The sequence below is a fragment of the Sphingopyxis sp. genome, from assembly GCF_036675685.1.
Taxonomy (GTDB): Bacteria; Pseudomonadota; Alphaproteobacteria; order Sphingomonadales; family Sphingomonadaceae; genus Sphingopyxis.
The window spans coordinates 17,454-32,338 of the sequence record NZ_JAKFEM010000001.1; the positions used below are offsets into that span (position 1 = coordinate 17,454).

General features: G+C 66.1%; 15 protein-coding genes and 2 tRNA genes. 5 read left to right on the top strand and 12 right to left on the bottom strand.

Translation table 11 applies throughout. The features are described from left to right. Window positions 1-10 precede the first annotated feature (10 nt). The 3 genes from V6M50_RS00075 (at window position 11) to V6M50_RS00085 (ending at window position 1,975) form a co-directional block, all read left to right on the top strand. A complete protein-coding gene (locus V6M50_RS00075; RefSeq protein WP_332816489.1) occupies window positions 11-895 on the top strand; it encodes a tetratricopeptide repeat protein in 885 nt (294 codons plus the stop codon). After that, window positions 892-1,371: an A24 family peptidase gene (locus V6M50_RS00080; RefSeq protein ID WP_332816490.1), complete on the top strand. Its 480-nt coding sequence runs from the start codon at window positions 892-894 to the stop codon at window positions 1,369-1,371. Before V6M50_RS00075 ends, V6M50_RS00080 begins: the two co-directional genes overlap by 4 nt. 67 nt (window positions 1,372-1,438) lie before the next feature. Beyond that, the gene (locus V6M50_RS00085; protein ID WP_332816491.1) at window positions 1,439-1,975 is read left to right on the top strand and encodes a PilZ domain-containing protein; all 537 of its coding nucleotides are present in this window, start codon (window positions 1,439-1,441) and stop codon (window positions 1,973-1,975) included. Between the two features lie 68 nt (window positions 1,976-2,043). Here V6M50_RS00085 and V6M50_RS00090 read toward each other — a convergent pair whose 3' ends face one another. The 9 genes from V6M50_RS00090 to V6M50_RS00130 all read right to left on the bottom strand — a co-directional run bounded on the left by V6M50_RS00090 (window position 2,044) and on the right by V6M50_RS00130 (window position 9,951). Beyond that, window positions 2,044-2,202, bottom strand: coding sequence for a hypothetical protein (locus V6M50_RS00090; protein WP_332816492.1), 159 nt, complete (start codon window positions 2,200-2,202; stop codon window positions 2,044-2,046). Window positions 2,203-2,550: 348 nt separating this feature from the next. Next, window positions 2,551-2,970 (bottom strand): MucR family transcriptional regulator, encoded by a 420-nt coding sequence (locus V6M50_RS00095; protein WP_332816493.1) that lies wholly within the window; start codon window positions 2,968-2,970, stop codon window positions 2,551-2,553. 500 nt (window positions 2,971-3,470) lie between these two features. Further along, window positions 3,471-3,545, bottom strand: a tRNA-Glu gene (locus V6M50_RS00100). Window positions 3,546-3,596: 51 nt separating this feature from the next. Further along, window positions 3,597-3,672: transfer RNA gene (locus tag V6M50_RS00105), tRNA-Glu, on the bottom strand. Window positions 3,673-3,738: 66 nt separating this feature from the next. Beyond that, window positions 3,739-4,122 carry a VOC family protein gene (locus V6M50_RS00110; protein ID WP_332816494.1) on the bottom strand — a complete coding sequence of 128 codons (384 nt, stop codon included), beginning with the start codon at window positions 4,120-4,122 and terminating at the stop codon, window positions 3,739-3,741. Window positions 4,123-4,144: 22 nt separating this feature from the next. Beyond that, the gene (gene recJ, locus V6M50_RS00115) at window positions 4,145-5,914 is read right to left on the bottom strand and encodes a single-stranded-DNA-specific exonuclease RecJ (RefSeq protein ID WP_332816495.1); all 1,770 of its coding nucleotides are present in this window, start codon (window positions 5,912-5,914) and stop codon (window positions 4,145-4,147) included. Continuing rightward, entirely contained in the window at window positions 5,911-7,434 is a 1,524-nt protein-coding gene (locus V6M50_RS00120; RefSeq protein WP_332816496.1) for a PH domain-containing protein, read from the bottom strand. The genes recJ and V6M50_RS00120 overlap by 4 nt, the downstream gene beginning before the upstream one ends. Next, entirely contained in the window at window positions 7,431-7,961 is a 531-nt protein-coding gene (locus V6M50_RS00125; RefSeq protein ID WP_332816497.1) for a PH domain-containing protein, read from the bottom strand. The genes V6M50_RS00120 and V6M50_RS00125 overlap by 4 nt, the downstream gene beginning before the upstream one ends. A 25-nt stretch (window positions 7,962-7,986) precedes the next feature. Further along, window positions 7,987-9,951, bottom strand: coding sequence for an alkyl/aryl-sulfatase (locus V6M50_RS00130; RefSeq protein WP_332816498.1), 1,965 nt, complete (start codon window positions 9,949-9,951; stop codon window positions 7,987-7,989). A 62-nt stretch (window positions 9,952-10,013) separates the two neighbouring features. Here V6M50_RS00130 and V6M50_RS00135 point away from each other — a divergent pair, with 62 nt between their 5' ends. Continuing rightward, window positions 10,014-10,502 carry a flavodoxin family protein gene (locus tag V6M50_RS00135; protein WP_332816499.1) on the top strand — a complete coding sequence of 163 codons (489 nt, stop codon included), beginning with the start codon at window positions 10,014-10,016 and terminating at the stop codon, window positions 10,500-10,502. Between the two features lie 250 nt (window positions 10,503-10,752). Here V6M50_RS00135 and glpX read toward each other — a convergent pair whose 3' ends face one another. After that, a complete protein-coding gene (gene glpX / locus V6M50_RS00140) occupies window positions 10,753-11,724 on the bottom strand; it encodes a class II fructose-bisphosphatase (protein WP_332816500.1) in 972 nt (323 codons plus the stop codon). Between the two features lie 136 nt (window positions 11,725-11,860). Between glpX and V6M50_RS00145 the strand changes: the two genes are divergently transcribed. Further along, entirely contained in the window at window positions 11,861-12,262 is a 402-nt protein-coding gene (locus tag V6M50_RS00145) for a hypothetical protein (protein ID WP_332816501.1), read from the top strand. Here the strand turns inward: V6M50_RS00145 and V6M50_RS00150 are convergent. Next, window positions 12,259-13,590 carry a homoserine dehydrogenase gene (locus V6M50_RS00150; RefSeq protein WP_332816502.1) on the bottom strand — a complete coding sequence of 444 codons (1,332 nt, stop codon included), beginning with the start codon at window positions 13,588-13,590 and terminating at the stop codon, window positions 12,259-12,261. The two genes, V6M50_RS00145 and V6M50_RS00150, sit on opposite strands and share 4 nt — an antisense overlap. A gap of 109 nt (window positions 13,591-13,699) precedes the next feature. Next, window positions 13,700-14,584 carry a hypothetical protein gene (locus V6M50_RS00155; RefSeq protein ID WP_332816504.1) on the bottom strand — a complete coding sequence of 295 codons (885 nt, stop codon included), beginning with the start codon at window positions 14,582-14,584 and terminating at the stop codon, window positions 13,700-13,702. Window positions 14,585-14,885: the final 301 nt, after the last annotated feature.

Sequence of the window (14,885 nt, forward strand, 5' to 3'; positions counted from 1 at the left end):
CGCTCGGTCCATGCGGTTCCACGCCTTGACAAGCGCCGGGTTTCTTCTGATCGCTGCCTTTGGCTCAGGGGCGGCCGCACGGGATTCTTCGGTTGAAGATCGATCGCCGGCGCCCGCCTCGACTGCGCAGGCGTCCGGCACGCATGCCGAGTTGGTCCGCGCGGCAGACCATGCATTGCAGGGAAATCGCCTGATCGAGGCGCGCGCGCTTCTTGATATGCTGCCCCAACAAGGCAATGACGACGTGGACGATCACATCAGATTGCTGCGCGCCGAACTGCTTGTCGCGACAGGGCGCCCGCTCGAGGCGCGGCAACTGCTTGCGACATTGGCAGGTCCGGAGGGGCGGACATGCCGGGCGATCGCAGCGCGCGCGCTGGCCGATATTCAGACGAGCCAGCTCGACGAAGCGGAGGTTCATCTTCGCGCGCATGAAGTGATTTGCACAAGCGAACCGGTATTCTGGCGCGCTCGCGGGCAGGTGTACCTCGGTCTCGGCCGTCCGTCGGCCGCAGTTGATGCTTACCGGCACGCGCTCGTCCTGCAGCACGATAGCGATGCCGTTCGCAACGATCTGGCAGTTGCGCTGATCGCAACCGACGGTGCGGCCGAAGCGGCTGGCCTGCTCGGCGGATTGCTTCGCGAGCAACCTCGGCGGCAGGATATCGCAATCAATCTCGATTTCGCGCATGCGATGATGGGACGGATTCCCGTCCGTCGGCCTTGGGAGCGCGACGCTTTCTGGAGCCAGCGACTTCAGGCTGCCGCGATGGGCGCCCGGCGCGCTGGCCGCACCGGGCTTGCCGAAGCGCTTTTTTCGCAGGCTCTGATCGAGCGGCCGCGCCATGACGCCGGGCTGTGGCAGCAATATTCGGATGTGTCGGGACAGCAATGATCGAAGCTTCGCTGATAATCAAAGGTGCATTCGCCGCGTTGCTTCTGTTGGCCGCCTACTCGGACGCACGGCGTTTCCTGATCCCCAACATATATCCGGCGATGATCATATTTCTTTTCGTCGTGGCGAAAGGGGCCGGTTTTCCCTTTTCCGAACCGCTCTGGTCGCACCTGCTGCATTTCGCGATTGCGCTGTCGGTGGGGCTCGCGCTTTTTGCGCTTCGCTGGTTCGGCGGCGGCGACGTCAAACTCTACGCGGCCATCGCGCTGTGGTTCGGACTTCCCCAGGCGATTCTGCTGCTGGTCGTCACGGCGGTGAGTGGGGGTATCATCGTCCTCGCCCGGATGATCGTCCATTTTCTCCGAATATCCTTCGGTTCCGGCCAGGGCAAAACCAGGCTCTTCGAGCGCAGAATTGCCTATGGCATTGCCATCGCGGCCGGCGGGATCGTTTCGCTGCTTTTCTACTACCCCTGATTCGGGGTAAGGCGCGTTGGTCTGGGCGGCGGGCTCCATTGGGCCTGGTCGCAACGCAAAATTAATCTTGTCGACCGAAGGCTCGGCGCCAAGGGAGCCGACCTTGCGACCATTGCTTGCTCATATCGCCAGCCCTGCCGAAGAAGCCGATCGCCGCCGCGCCACGCGTCGTACGCTTCGGCTCGACGTCGCGGCGCAGTCTTCCACGCTGGAGTCGACGGCAGTCATTCGCAATCTGTCCCGTACGGGAATGCTGATCGAGACCGACATCGCCTTTGCGGCAGGCGAGATATTCCTGCTGGTACTGCCCGAAATCGGCGCCACGCCCGCCCGCGTCGTTCGCAACGAAGGCAGGAGCTTCGGATGCGAATTTCTGTCACCGGTGCCGGAAAGCGCGATCAGCGGCGCTCTGCTCAAAGCTCCCTACGACGAAGATTATCATGAAAACGCCGGCGCTGTCGGCGAAGGGATCGCGGAGACCGATCTTGGCATCCCCGGGCGACCGCCGAACGCCCTTCTCTTTTCCGTGCTGACGATCTTGTTCATCGGCGCAATCCTTCTACTCCTCGTCGCCTTGGCGTCCCTGAACTTTTCCGGCGATTAGCCGCCCTGACCTGCCGTCGGGTGCGTTCGTGCCTTCGCAAGTCGACGCGATTCCTTCGCGTCGCCGGTCTACATCTCGATCGTGATTCTGACGCGATTGGCGCTGATGCCGGCGGCACGGGCGATCTGCATTTGCGCATTTGCAATTAGTTGGCGTAATGTTCCTGCGTCGTCCTGACCCATCAACTCGGGCAGTGCGACGCCGAGAATGATGGCGAGTTTTTCCATTCGCCCGGCCGACCGGGGAAGTGACGCTCGGCCTGCCTTTTGCGGTATCGATCCGGAAACTGCCCATAGATCCGGCGATGAAGACGCCTTCTGGCGTAGCAAAAAGGGCGGCCGTAAGGCCGCCCTAGTCTGGACCGGACTGATCCGATCGGGTCGCAGCCTGTTTATGCGCCAAAATTCTGGGCGTGTGTTTGGAATATTTTCGCTGTCTTAAAGTGGCACCATGATTACAAGGCACGTTAACAATATCTATTTTGAGCTCCGGCGTCGGACGGTAACTTAGTTGTTCACAAATATATGATTATTACTCAAGTGTCGGCGCTATTCGAGATCAAAGTAGATCGGTGACTACTTGACCTTCACGCCGAAGCCGTTGGTTCGCCCCGCCGTGCCAAGGCCGATCTTCATTGCCAAGGCCTTGCGCGTTTCCGAATAACCAGGGGCGACCATGGGATAGGATTGGGGAAGGTTGAACTTTTGCCGATATGCCATTTCGTCGAGGCCGTGAGCGAAAGAAATATGGCGCCGGAGGGTCTTCGATTTCTTTCCGCACTGAAGGCAGAGGATAAAGTCCTGCTTTACGGACGAGCGGACTGGCACGACTGGAGCTATCTCGATGGGAGGTGACTCCGAGGGTGACCCCAGGCCGGTCAGGCTGTCATATATCCGTTGGATTACCAAGGGAACGTCGCCGACAGCTACGCGGTTGTTCGATACAAAGGCTGCTGCGACATCGGCGGCAAGGGTAACAATCAGATCTTTGTCCATGACGGTTCTGGCCACCCATATTATCCGCGCACCGGCTTCGTTCGATTCCGCTCGCAAATTGATCCGCTATTGAGATTAATTAGCGATAGCGTGAATGATGGGCAAGAGGGTTATCAATATTAATTTAAGAGAGATTTTGACCTCGATAAAATATCCACGCTCTTCCCGCCGCGCGCTGCGACAGCATCGATATTCTTGTCGCTGCTGCGCTATCAGGCCGGGCACCAGCTGTTGATGAGCATTTATCCCCTCGGCGGCGGGTGCGGCGCGACGACCCAGTCACCACGCCAGGTCAACTTATGCCGGCACGGATAGATTAAATTTCCGACCTTGGTTCCCGTCGATATGCGAGCGGCCGGCTAGATGGGCGAATGTCGCAAGGATCGCTGATGTGGCCCAAGTCGCCTGAGGCAGCTCTTATTTGGGTCGAGGCAAGCTGTCAGCAAACGTGAGGAAACAGCAGTTTATGAGACTGCTTGAAATCCTCTGAGAGAGGATTTTGGTGACCCCTACGGGAATCGAACCCGTGTTTCAGCCGTGAGAGGGCCGCGTCCTGACCGCTAGACGAAGGGGCCGCAGGGTCGGAAATTTTCGTGGAATGGACGAGCCGACCGCTCGCTCGACCGTGGTGACCCCTACGGGACTCGAACCCGTGTTTTCGCCGTGAAAGGGCGACGTCCTAGACCGCTAGACGAAGGGGCCGTCGTTCGGTGAAGCGGCGCATTAGCCGTGAGTGTTCGCCCGGTCAAGGACTCTATCGGTGCTAATTCAACCGCGCCGCGAATGGCATACAGCCTGCAGCTTGTTGCCTTCGGGATCGCGCACATAAGCGCCGTAATAATTGGCGTGATAATGGGGGCGCAGCCCCGGCGCACCCTCGTCGCTGCCGCCATTGGCAAGCGCCGCGGCGTGAAAGGCATCGACCGTCGCCCGGTCGGGCGCGATGAAGGCAATGTGGGTGCCGTTGCCGGCCGACGCCGGTTCGCCATTAAAGGCCGGGCCGATGAAGACCTTGGGACCCGTCGGCGTGCCATAGCCCTTGCCTTCGCTCTGGCGCATCATTTCGGGATGGCCGAGCGCTGCCATGATCGCGTCGTAAAAGGGTTCGGCGCGGGCGAAATCGTCGACGCCGATCGTGGTGTGGCTGTACATCGTCGCTTCCCCCTTCGTGCCTTCAGTCGGCCCAGGCCGCATCCTCGAGATGCAGTTCGGCGGCCGGCCGGCTGCCCCAATCGTCGCGTTTGGCGCGGCCGGCGAGCCACAGCTTGCGCCCGCCGCGCGCGTGGAGCAAAGTCTGGCCGAGCTCGGTCTCGGCGCTGCGAAACGCGACCGCCTTGAACCGCGCACCGTCGTCGCCCGATACGATCAGGCGGACATGGTCGGTGCCGACGATCCCCGATTCGACGATCCGCACCGGCCCGGTCGCGACGCGCGGCGCGGGCCAGCCGGCGCCATAGGGACCCGCGCTCTCGATCGCATCGCACCAGAGCGGCGAGATACCGCGCGGCGCGAGCACCGCGTCGATCAGCAGCGACTTGTCGCCGCTCGCGCGCTCGACGTCGGCTGCCAAACGGTCGTTGAGCCAGGCGCCGAGCGGGTCGATCTTGTCGGCGGCGACGGTCAGCCCCGCCGCCATCGCATGCCCGCCACCCGCGACGAGCAGGCCGCTTTCCTTCGCGGCGAGGATCGCGGCGCCGAGGTCGACGCCGCTGATCGAGCGGCCCGATCCCTTGCCGACACCATCCTCGCCCACCGCGATGACGATCGCGGGGCGGTGGAGGCGTTCTTTCAGGCGCCCGGCAACGATGCCGATGACCCCGGGGTGCCAGCCCTGTCCGGCGACGATCGCGACGGGGGTGTTTCCGCACGCGGCGCTCGCCGCAATCGCCTCGTCGAGCACACCGGCCTCGATCGCCCGCCGCTCCTCGTTGAGGCGGTTAAGCTCCTGCGCGATTTCGGCCGCTTCGTGCGGGTCCGATGTCGTGAGCAGCCGCACGCCGAGGTCGGACTTGCCGACGCGTCCGCCGGCGTTGATGCGCGGGCCGAGCGCAAAGCCCATGTCGCTCGCGGTCGGCGGCTTGGTCAGCCGCGCGGCGTCCATCAGCGCCGCGATGCCGGTGTTGCCGCGCCGCGCCATCACCTTCAGCCCCTGCGTCACCAGCGCGCGGTTGAAGCCGGTGAGCCGCGCGACATCGGCGACGGTGCCCAATGCGACGAGGTCGAGCAGGTCGATCAGCGCGGGTTCGTCGCGCGTCGCGAAAAAGCCCCGGGCGCGCAAGGTGCGGAGCAGCGCCGCACCGAGCAGGAAGGCGACGCCCACCGCGGCGAGATTGCCGTGCACCGCGGCGTCGGGAACTTCGTCGAGCCGGTTGGGGTTCACCAGCGCAAAGGCTGCGGGCAGCGTCGTCGCGCACTGGTGATGGTCGACGACGATCACCTCGACTCCCGCCGCCTTGGCCTCGGCGATCGCCTCGAACGCCTGCGCCCCGCAATCGACGGTGACGACGAGCTTCGACCCCGCCTCGCCGATCTTGACCAGCGCGGCGCCCGAGGGGCCATAGCCTTCCATCAACCGGTCGGGGATATAGGCGCCCGCGGGCAGCCCGAGCCCGCGCAGCAGTCGCACGAGCAAGGCGGCCGAGGTCGCGCCATCGACGTCATAGTCGCCGAAGATCGTCACCGCCTCCTTGCGCTCGACCGCATCGGCGAGCCGCGCGGCGGCGGCGTCCATATCGCGGAACAGCGACGGGTCGGGCATGAAGCCGCGCAAGGTCGGCGTGCGCTGGCGATCAAGGTCGTCGCGCGTCACCCCGCGCGCGAGCAGCAACTGCGTGACGAGGTCGTCGGGCGCCAGATTCTCGGCGCCCATGTCGGCGCTCGCGCGCCGCCAATGCCACGGCTGGCCCATAATCGAGCGGGTGATGCCAAGCGCCGCGCCGCTCATCGCCGCCCTCGCGCGGCAAGGATGCGGTCGCGCAAATCATGTGCGGTTTCGATCGGGATCGCAGGGATCTCGTGGCTCGCGAGCGCGCCGCCGCCGGGGACGCCGAACACCAAAGTCGCGAGGCCCAGCGGGCGGAGGATGAAGTCGGTCTTGAGGTCGACGCTCTGCACCGACGCATGCGGCAGCAGCGTCATCTTCGGTTTCCACCATCCGCGGCGGATCGCGACCTGTTCGCCCAGGTCGGTCCAGCGGTGGAAGCGCGCGCCGAACAGCGATCCGGCGCCGATCAGCACGCCCGCGACCGGACCGATCCAGCCGAAGGCCTGCCCCAGCGAGACCGCGACAAGTCCGCCGATCGTCGCGCACGTCGCGCCGATCAGCCCGCCGAGCGCGATGATGCGGTGGCTGCGCTGCCATGGTTGGCCGGCGTCGGGGCGCAGGATCGTGACTTCGGCGAGTACGGCGTCGATCGCCGACAGCTTCGCAAAGGGGACGACCTGATGATCGCGCTCCTTCTCGCCGTCGCTCGCGAGGCTTTGCAGACGCAGCTCGTGCCAGCCAAAGCGTTTGCGGAACCAGCCGGTGACGACGATCGCCGCCTGCACGCGGCGCACCGGCACCGCGACGTCGGTGCGCGTCGTGAGGCCGCGGGTGCGGCGCAGCGTGCGCGGCTCGCGGGTCAGGCGGAAATCCCAGTTGGCGAAAAACATCGTCGCGACCCCGCTCGCGAAACCGATGAAGAGCAGCGAGATGGCGGCACCGACCCCCGCGATCCAGCGATGCGCGAGCAGCCATTGGTCGAGGCCATAATCTTCGGCAATGTCGATCCAGTCCATCGGGTTGAAGACGTTGAAATCGAACGGCAGCAGCCCGTCGAAAAACTGCATGCCCGCGCCGACTACGGCGAGCGCGGCGAGCGAGAAGTTGAACAGCCCCGCGACCAGCAGCTGGCGCGGCGTCATCGCAAAGAGCAGCCGGTCTTCGGCGACGGGCGCGGCTTCGGGCGTGTCGGCAGCGATCGGCGACGCCGCGTCGCCGCTGCGATGCGCGCGGATCGTCGTGCGCAGCGCCTGCGCGGCATCCAGCGCGATGGCGTTGAGCGCGGCGTCATTTTCCTTGCCGCCCGCGCCAGTCTCGAACCCGACCTTCGCGATCCCGAGCGCGCGCGACACCAGCCCCTGTTCGATGCTGACGTCCTGGATGCGGTCGAAGGGGATGGTGCGGTGCTGGCGCGACAGCACGCCGCTTTCGATCACCACCTCGTCGTCGCCGACGGCAAAGCGGAAGCGCAGCCACTGGAACCACGCGGCGAGCAGCGAGATGAGCAGAAAGGCGAGGATTGCGGGGACGATATAGACCCAGTTGCCGGTGAAGCCGAGCGCCGCAACCGCGGGCAGGAAGTTGAGCGACTTGGGCCCGAGCGCGACGATCGCGAGCGCCAGCGTCGCGGGATGCAGCCGCTGCCAATGCGCCTGGTCGCCCGTAACCTGTTCGGCAATAATGGCGGCTTCGCCCGTCATGCAAAGTCCGTCTGGATATGCCGGCGGATCGTCTCGCGCATCGCGGCGGCGAGGTCGGCGTGGAGGCCGGGGAGCGTTACCGTGCTGTTGTGCGTGCCCGACGTATGGACGATCAGGTGCGAGAGCCCGAACCAGCGTTCGACCGGCCCCTGCCCGACATCGATATGCTGGACGCGCACAAAGGGGACGATCGTGTCGGTGCGGAACAGCCAGCCGCGCGCGACGCGCAACTGGCCCTCGCCGATCTTATACCCCCAACGCGACACGCGCCGCGACGGAAAGCTGATGATCACGATGACCGCGAACAGCCACGCGAGCGCAGTGATCAGGCCATAAGGCCCCTCGATATGCCGGATCAGCAGATAGTCGAAGACGCTCGCGCCGATCGCGAGCGGGATCAGGTTCAGCGCCGTCGTCGCGCGCAACACATGGACATAGGCCGGGTCGACGGGGTCGAGCCCCTCGGCGGCATTGAGCGCATCGGGATCGAAAGGATTGGTCGGATGCGCGGTCGAGGTGTCGGTCATGTTCCTCCGTTAGTCGTTCGGGGCATCAAGGCACAACCACATTGAAGCGCGGGTCGGCGGGCGGGTGGAGCGCGAACCACGACAGGAACGCCGTGCGGTCGCCGTCGATCCGGATCGCGCCCGATTGCAGCAGCGCGGGGAACTGTGCCTGCCCGAGCATCACATCGTCGAGCGTCTTGCGGTCGATGGTGATCGTCGCGGTCGGCGCGGGGTCGGTCATGCCATAGCGCGGCACCTCGACCCCGCCGCCGACGACGACCGCCACCGTCTCCTTGCTGTCGGGCAGCACGAACTGGAAGGTGCCTTTCAAGCCGCCGCCCCTGGCCGCGTCGAAGCGCGTCGCGAGCGCGTCGAAAAACACCGCGGTCGGGATTGCGCTCACGAAGCTGCGGCTCTGTCCGCCCGCCGATGTGCCCTGCACCGCATTGCCGCGCAGGCTTGCCGCACCGGCGAGATAATAGTTCCGCCACGCCCCCGATTCGGCCTGATAGCCCATCTGGTCATAGGCCGACGCGAGCGCCGCGCGCGCCGCCTTGTTGTCGGGCTGGGCAAAGACCAGCTTGTTTAAAAGCTCGGCCGCCCACCGATAATCGCCCGCCTTGATCGCCTCTCGCCCTGCCGCGAGCAGCTTGTCGGCGCCGCCCGCGAGCGCGACATATTTGGGCGCCGACTGTTCCGGGGGCAGCGGGTTGAAGTTCGCCGGATTGCCGTCCCACCAGCCAAAATAGCGCTGATAGACCGCCTTCATGTCGTGATTGAGCGTGCCATAATAGTTGCGCGTCGAGAAATCCTGTCCCTGCACCGGCGCCTCGGCGGTCAGGTCGGCAAGCTCGTGCAGCGTCGCGCCGCGGTTGGCGAGAAACAGCGTGCGGTCATGGACATAACGATAGGCGTCGCGCTGGCTGGTCAGCAGCGCGCTTACCTCGCCCGCGCCCCACGTCGGCCAGTGATGCGACGCGAGCGCGACCTCGGCCTTGCCGCCCCAGCGGACCAGCGCGGCGTCGATCACCTTCGACCAGTGCAGCGCATCGCGCACCTGCGCGCCGCGCAGCGTCAGCACATTGTGCAGCGTGTGGGTGACGACCTCGGTCGTGTGCAGCGCCTTGTACGCGGGGATGTAAAAGACGAACTCCGACGGCGCCTCGGTCCCGCCCGCGTCGAGGAAGTCGAACGCCAGCCCGTCGATCGTCAATGTGCCGCCGGTCGCAGCGACACTCTCGGTCGGCTCCATATAGCCGATCGTGCCCGACGACAGCTTCGGCCCCAGTCCCGTATCGACCTGCCCCGCGGGTCCGGGGGCGAGGATCGACCCGAACATATAAAGCGCGCGCCGTCCCATCGCGGTGCCGGCAAGGACATTTTCGGAGGTCGCTTCCTCCGAAAAGCCGTGCGGCGCGATGATGCGGATCTTGCCCTCCTTGACCTGCTCGGGGGTCGCGATGCCGCCGACGCCGCCGAAATGGTCGCTGTGGCTGTGCGAAAAGATCACCGCCTTGATCGGCAGCTTGCCCGACTTCGCCTCGACCGTGTCGGCGAACAGCTTCCACCCCGCCGCCGCGGCCTCTTCGGACAGCAAGGGGTCGACGACGATCCAGCCAGACTTACCGCGAATGATCGTCATCACCGAAATATCGTAACCGCGCAGCTGCCAGATCTTACCCGGAGCCACTTCGAACAGCCCGTGCACCGCGTTCAGCCGCGCCTGCCGCCAAAGCGACGGATTGACGGTGTCGGGCGCCTTCTCGGCAGCGAGAAAGGCATAGGGGCGCCGGTCCCACACGACCCGGCCATCCTTGCCGGTGATCACGGCACCCTCAATCTCGGCGATCTTGCCGCGCGTCGCATTGGCCATGTCGCGCGGGTCGTCGAGCGGCAGGCGCTTCGCCAGCTCGGCCTGCGCGGTGCGCGTCGCTTCGCTCGCGGCGTCCTGCGCCATGGCGGTGATCGGCAGGGCGCCGGCAAGCAGCAGCAAGGTCAATCGGCGCATCATATTCTCCCCCTCATTTTCGGGGCAGCTTGCGCCGCGGTCCGGCGCTTGGCAAGCATCGGCCCATGACCGACGCGCCGCACCTCCTCATCGTCTGGCACAGCCGCACCGGCGGCAGCAAAGCGCTCGCCAAGGCTGCGGCCGAAGGTGGCGGTACGGCGGCGCGGCTTGTCGCGGTGGAGGACGTCACGCCCGACCTGTTGCTTGCGGCGGGCGGCTATCTCTTCGTCGGCCCCGAAAATCTCGCCGCGCTGTCGGGCGCGATGAAGGAGATGTTCGACCGCAGCTATTATCCCTGCCTCGGGAAACTCGAGGGCCGCCCCTATGCGACGATCATCTGCGCCGGCTCCGACGGTGAGAACGCCCAACGCCAACTCGACCGCATCGCCACGGGCTGGCGGCTCAAACGGGTGGCGGATCACATCATCGTCAACACCGACGCGCAGACGCCCGAAGCGATCCTCGCGCCCAAGACGATTGCCGCGGGCCGCCTCGCCGAAGCGCGCGATCTGGGTGCGGCGCTGGCCGAAGGACTCGCGGCGGGAATCTTTTGAGGAGCGCGCCATTCACCATCCTGACTGTATTGTAATAATAATACAGTCAGGATGTCAGGGTCAAGCGCCGGATGATCTATACAATCTTCGTCACCCCGGACTTGATCCGGGGTCCAAAAGACGGCGCGTGGATGGGTCCCGGATCAAGTCCGGGATGACGGCGAAGGAAATGTCCGCTCAAGGGTGGTGAGCAGACGCTCCCTAAATCTCGTCATTCCCGCGAAATCATACACGCAACTCGGCGCGCATCTTAGTGCGAGCGATGCTCGCCCTTGACCCAGCGCACCGTCCCCGACGAGGCGCGCATCACCACCGTCTCGGTGGTCATCACCCCGTCGCGGCGGCGCTTGACGCCGCGCAGCAGCGATCCGTCGGTGACGCCGGTCGCGGCGAAGATCACGTCGCCCTTGGCGAGGTCCTCGAGGTCGTAAACGCGGTCGAGATCCTCGATCCCCCATTTCTTCGCGCGCAGCCGCTCGTCGTCGTTGCGGAAGAGCAGGCGACCCTTGAACTGGCCGCCGACGCAGCGCAGCGCTGCCGCGGCGAGCACACCCTCGGGCGCGCCGCCGCTGCCCATATAGATGTCGATGTTGGTGTCGGGGTTGGTCGTCGCGATCACGCCGGCGACGTCGCCGTCGGGGATCAGCGCGACGCCGCAGCCGATCGCTCGCAGCTCGGCGATCGTCGCCTCGTGGCGCGGACGGTCGAGGACGCAGACGATGATCTCTTCGGGCGCGCAGCCCTTTTCGCGCGCCACCGCCTCGACATTCTCGCGCACGCTGTTGCCGAAATTTACGATGTCCGGCGAATAGCCGGCGCCGACCGCGAGCTTGTCCATATAGACGTCGGGGGCGTTGAGCAGGCAGCCTTCCTCGGCGATCGCAAGCACGGCGAGCGCATTGGGGCCGGCCTTGGCGGTGATCGTCGTGCCTTCGAGCGGATCGACCGCGATGTCGATCTTCGGACCCTTGCCCGGCGCGCTGCCGACCTTCTCGCCGATATAGAGCATCGGCGCCTCGTCGCGTTCGCCTTCGCCGATGACGATGGTGCCGTCCATATAGAGCGTGTTGAACGCGGTGCGCATCGCCTCGACCGCGGCGGCATCGGCGGCTTTTTCGTCGCCCCGGCCGATCAGCTTCGCCGCGGCGATCGCCGCGGCTTCGGTGACGCGCACCATTTCGAGCACGAGCACCCGGTCGAGGTTGCTGCCGGTATCGGTCATGTCTGCTGCTCTCCGTCTTTGGTCTTGCCTTGGCGCCCCGGTCGGGCATGGTGGGCGCCATATGGCCCGCCGCACCGCTTGTCGAGGATGCTTCGCCCGATTCGGAGCCGCTGTCGCGACGGCCTGTGTCATTGGCATGACGGCGCCGTCCGCGATCGCGCAGATGGTCGGCCCCCCGGCGCCCCCACCGCCCAGGTCCAAAGCCGACGAGGCGGCGGCGAAGGCAAAGGAAATGGTCGACCCGATCCGGCGTTGCAAACCCGCCGACGACGGCTCGATCAACGTGTGCGGGACGGACACCGAACGCCACCGCCTGTCACCCGAATTGCGCGCGATCGCGGGGGTGGGCCGGTCGACCAAGGACAGTATCCCGCCCGCGCCAACCCTCAACCCGACTCCGCTCGACAAATTGCCGCACAACTGGATGTCGCTCGGCGGGCGGTACAAGCCCGGTCCCGAATATAACGCGCTCTATGAAATGGCGAAGCGCGCGACCGACCCCGAAACAGGAACGCCGCCGCCCGAGCCCGAGCGCTAGAGCGCCAGGATCGGCATGTGCATCGGCGCGCCGATAACATGGTCCGACGCCGCGAGGATCGCGAGCGCGGCATGGAGCGCGCTCGCCGGGCCCTCGTGGGTGACGAGCACGATGACGACGCCATCCTCCTCATCGGTGCCACGCTGGATGAAGCTTTCGATCGAGACGCCGGCATCGCGCATGGCCGTGGCGATCTCGGCGAGCACGCCGATGCGGTCCTCGACGATCAGGCGGACATAATGTTTGCCGATGCGCGCGCCCGCGTCGGCCTTGGGCGCCTGGTCGAGCGCGTCGACCGGCATCGCAAAGGCGGGGCCATATTCGTCGCGCGCGATGTCGATGATGTCGGCGACGATCGCCGACGCCGTCGGCCCCGCGCCCGCGCCCGCGCCCTCGAAGAACAGGCGGCCGACGAAATTGCCCTCGGCGACCACGGCGTTGAGCGCGCCGGGCACATAGGCGAGCGGATGGTCGGCGGGGACGAGGCACGGCTGGACATGCTGGTACAGCGCGCCGCCGTTTTTGGCGCCGTCGCGCTCGGCCATGCCGATCAGGCGGACGCGGTGGCCGAGCGCTTCGGCCTCGCGGATGTCGGCGGCGATCAGGTTCCGGATGCCGTTCGCGGTCACCGCTTCGATGTCGAGCCGCGTCCCGAAGCAGAGCGCGGCGAGGATCGACAATTTATGCGCGGCGTCGATGCCGTCGACGTCGAAGGTCGGATCGGCCTCGGCATAGCCCTCGGCCTGCGCCGCGGCGAGCGCGTCGGCGAAGCTCGCGCCGTCGCGCTCCATCCGCGTCAGGATATAATTGCAGGTGCCGTTGAGGATGCCATAGACGCGCGCGATCTCGTTTGCCGACGCGCCCTCGCGGATCGCCTTGATGACGGGAATGCCGCCCGCGACCGCGGCTTCATATTTCAGCGGCGTGTCCTTTTCCTCGGCAAGCCGCGCGAGGTCGAGCCCGTGATGCGCGATCATCGCCTTGTTCGCGGTGACCAGCGCCTTGCCCGCGCCGAGCGTGTGGCGCGCCAGCGTCAGCGCCGATCCGTCGGCGCCGCCGATCATCTCGACGACGACATCGACATCTGCGGCCGCGACCAGCGCGTCCATATCGTCTTCCCAGCGATAGGGCGACAGGTCGATGCCGCGGTCCTTGTGCCGGTCGCGCGCCGACACCGCGACGATCTCGATCGCGCGTCCGGCGCGGCGCGCGATCAGGTCGCGGTTCGTCTCGAGCAGCCGCACGACTCCGCCGCCGACGACGCCAATTCCGGCGAGCGCGACGCGCAGCGGCGGCCGGGGGGCGTTCGGGGCGGGATGAGGCGACATGCGGGGACTCCGTAGAATGCGCGGAGCCTCGCCCCACCGTTGCGAGCGCCCTATCGGCTTTTACGGCGGAAACAAGCCCGGTGCGGCTTAGGCGCGCCGAAGCAAATCTTTACCCCGCGACCGGCGGCTTGCGCGTGCGCGTGCATTCGCCGAGCGCACCGAGCACGACGCCATAATCCGACGCCGCCTTGCGGCGATCCTCGGGCGCGGTCCCCGCCAACTTGTTGAGCGGGAGCTGGCGGGGCAGGCCGCACGCGAGCCGGTACCACGCCAATGTACCCCGCTGCGGCACCGCGGCCGATCCGTCGACGATCTCGCCGAACGCTGCGGCCCAGCGCCGCGACCCGTCGGCGGCGGTCAGGATGCTCAACGACACGGGCTCGCCCGTCCGCGTGTCGAGGAACAGCTGCGTCTCGCCTTCGCCCGGCAGCGTGCCGGGGACGTGGAAACCATTGGCGATGCCGGTGATCGCGGGCGGCGCGCCGGGCTTGACGAGTTCGGTCAGGACCGCGCGCAATTGCGCCTCGGTCGCCGGGTCCCACGGCAGCTGGGCGTCGGGGGCGATGAGCCGGACGCTGCCGGTGCTGCTGCTGCCCGCCGCCGCGCCCGCGACGGGGCGGGCAAAGAGCAGGACCGGCTGCTTCTTCTTGAGCTTCGGCGGTTTGCCCTTCGCGTCCAGCGGCAGGTCGACGAGATAGGAGATTCGCGCCGCGAGCGGCCCCGATCCGCGAATCAGGCTGACCACATCGGCCTCGACATAGAATCGCGCATGACCCGCCGCGACTCCCGGCGCGCGATCGGGCTTGAGTGCCGTTGCCTTATATATACGCGCGTGAAGCGCCATCGGCGCGGCGGTCGCCAGGTCGGCGACGTCGGCGTAGCTGAAGGGGCTGGCGGCGGCGGCGGGCGCCGCCGCCTGCATCGCCGAAACGCTGGGAATTCCAACGCTTAGGATCAAAAGTCCGGCGATGGCGGCCGGGGTGGGGAGGCGCATGGTCAATCTTCTTTCCATCATTGTTGACACCGGTGGCGGTGTGCAAAACCCCATCATGGGACAGGGCACATTAACCGCTGATAAAGGGTTTGCGAACTTGCCGCCACCGCGATAGGACGGGCCGCGAAGCGTCCGGCAAAAACATAATAAGCCGAACGCAGCGCCGCCGGGTCTGTGGAACGCATCGGAAATCATCCGGGCATTTGGCAACCGAACCCGTCGGCAGGGAATTGGTGTCAGGATGATCTAGCAAGGAGCGTCGTCCCTGAATGGCTTATGGTGATAATGTCGACCCTAAAAA

Bases quoted from the DNA above. Each gene is read 5' to 3' on its own strand.
- V6M50_RS00075 (WP_332816489.1), top strand. From the start codon at position 11: ATGCGGTTCCACGCCTTGACAAGCGCCGGGTTTCTTCTGATCGCTGCC.
- V6M50_RS00080 (WP_332816490.1), top strand. From the start codon at position 892: ATGATCGAAGCTTCGCTGATAATCAAAGGTGCATTCGCCGCGTTGCTT.
- V6M50_RS00090 (WP_332816492.1), bottom strand. From the start codon at position 2,202: ATGGAAAAACTCGCCATCATTCTCGGCGTCGCACTGCCCGAGTTGATG.
- V6M50_RS00095 (WP_332816493.1), bottom strand. From the start codon at position 2,970: ATGGACAAAGATCTGATTGTTACCCTTGCCGCCGATGTCGCAGCAGCC.
- V6M50_RS00110 (WP_332816494.1), bottom strand. From the start codon at position 4,122: ATGTACAGCCACACCACGATCGGCGTCGACGATTTCGCCCGCGCCGAA.
- recJ (WP_332816495.1), bottom strand. From the start codon at position 5,914: ATGAGCGGCGCGGCGCTTGGCATCACCCGCTCGATTATGGGCCAGCCG.
- V6M50_RS00120 (WP_332816496.1), bottom strand. From the start codon at position 7,434: ATGACGGGCGAAGCCGCCATTATTGCCGAACAGGTTACGGGCGACCAG.
- V6M50_RS00125 (WP_332816497.1), bottom strand. From the start codon at position 7,961: ATGACCGACACCTCGACCGCGCATCCGACCAATCCTTTCGATCCCGAT.
- V6M50_RS00130 (WP_332816498.1), bottom strand. From the start codon at position 9,951: ATGATGCGCCGATTGACCTTGCTGCTGCTTGCCGGCGCCCTGCCGATC.
- V6M50_RS00135 (WP_332816499.1), top strand. From the start codon at position 10,014: ATGACCGACGCGCCGCACCTCCTCATCGTCTGGCACAGCCGCACCGGC.
- glpX (WP_332816500.1), bottom strand. From the start codon at position 11,724: ATGACCGATACCGGCAGCAACCTCGACCGGGTGCTCGTGCTCGAAATG.
- V6M50_RS00145 (WP_332816501.1), top strand. From the start codon at position 11,861: ATGACGGCGCCGTCCGCGATCGCGCAGATGGTCGGCCCCCCGGCGCCC.
- V6M50_RS00150 (WP_332816502.1), bottom strand. From the start codon at position 13,590: ATGTCGCCTCATCCCGCCCCGAACGCCCCCCGGCCGCCGCTGCGCGTC.
- V6M50_RS00155 (WP_332816504.1), bottom strand. From the start codon at position 14,584: ATGCGCCTCCCCACCCCGGCCGCCATCGCCGGACTTTTGATCCTAAGC.